Source organism: Brucella ciceri, assembly GCF_041930145.1.
In the GTDB taxonomy this organism is placed as follows: domain Bacteria; phylum Pseudomonadota; class Alphaproteobacteria; order Rhizobiales; family Rhizobiaceae; genus Brucella; species Brucella intermedia.
This window is the reverse complement of the sequence record NZ_JBHEEV010000031.1, coordinates 1-1,387: the sequence shown is the minus strand read 5'-3', so window position 1 is coordinate 1,387 and position 1,387 is coordinate 1. Positions and strand designations below refer to the sequence as shown.

Sequence of the window (1,387 nt, the reverse complement as noted above, 5' to 3'; positions counted from 1 at the left end):
GACGCCCTTCTGTTTGTCAAGCGACGATCCTGGTTTGATTGATCTGCTTCTGGCGACGCATGATGATGCCGAAGACTTCCCGAGCGATGTAACGTTTCAATGCCCGGATTGCATCGAGCTTGGAGTGGCCCGCAGCCATACGGCGAGCGACATACTGCTTTGTCTTGTCATCGGTCCTGAGGCGGCCAATTGCAATGATATGGAGGGCGCTATTGGCAAGCCGGTCGCCGCCCCGGTTCAGACGATGTCTTGTGGTCTTTCCTGAGGATGCTGGCACAGGGCTGACGCCGCAGAGCGCCGCGAAACTTGCTTCTGACTTCAATCGCTCGGGATTGTCGCCGGCGGTGAGCAAAAGCTGCGCGGCGCTGTTGTGTCCAATTGAATTACGTTCGACAAGGTCCGGAGCCAGGTCTTCGACGATTGCAGCGATCATCATGTCGAGATCGGCAATCTCATCATGCAGTTCGAGGTATCTGCGACCAAGCGACTTCAGGGTAATCCGATACGCCGCTTCCACATCGCGATAGGCTGTCAAGTCCGGACGCCAGGCGGCAAGCAATCGAACCAGTTGCATGCGGGTCATGCGACGCAGCTGATCCCGCAACACGTCGGGCGCTGCGATGATCGTATTCTGGATTAATTGCAAGGCTATGCGCCGAGCGTTGACTGCCGTCTTTCGGCAAGCCTTTAAAACTCTGAGAGATTCCACCATGCCGTCCCGGCTTCGAGGTGTGACGGTTCGCCGTTCGGCAAAGGCGGCATGTGCCGCAGCCTGGGCATCGAGATCATCATTCTTACCCCGTCTTCGACGGTCGTGACGATCTGGTGTGGTAACTTCAAGGACCTCCACGCCCGCGGCCTGCATATATCGCAGCAGCCCAGCACCATAACTGCCTGTGCACTCGACACCGACGCGCTGCAACTCTCCGAATGTCCGCATCCAGGCAAGCATCAACCGATAGCCGTTACGGGTCGTCGGGAAACTGCGCGTCTCAAGAACGCGGTCGTAATCATCGACGACCGCTGCGACATGTAAATCCTTATGGGTATCGACGCCGCCGACAACATGACGCGCTGGCTTGTTCTTCTGTTCCATGCCGTAACCTCTGGAGTTTGACCGCTATCGCACGGCTCAACCACGGGCATATGCATGGACAGGACAGTCATGTGACCAACGCGGTCAGGCCCTTCTTGGGTCACAAGCAAACGCCGAGGCAAAGCCTCACCGCAAGGCGCTCCCGGGCGGCTGACAGGTCCAGGGAAAGACACGCTGGTCGATCGGAGTGTGGGTCAAGCCACACCTGGACGCCTTGCAGCGCCAGCCTACCAAGCGATCGATCGGTGTTTGAGACAAACCGCCCGGGAACTGGCTATCATCTTCTGACTG

Annotated in this window: 1 protein-coding gene; it reads right to left on the bottom strand. The window is 58.0% G+C overall.

Annotated features, from left to right (window positions below; all coding sequences use genetic code 11):
• Positions 1 to 16 precede the first annotated feature (16 nt).
• Entirely contained in the window at positions 17 to 1,096 is a 1,080-nt protein-coding gene (locus tag JNC63_RS21840; RefSeq protein ID WP_075041734.1) for an IS110 family RNA-guided transposase, read from the bottom strand.
• Between the last annotated feature and the right edge of the window lie 291 nt (positions 1,097 to 1,387).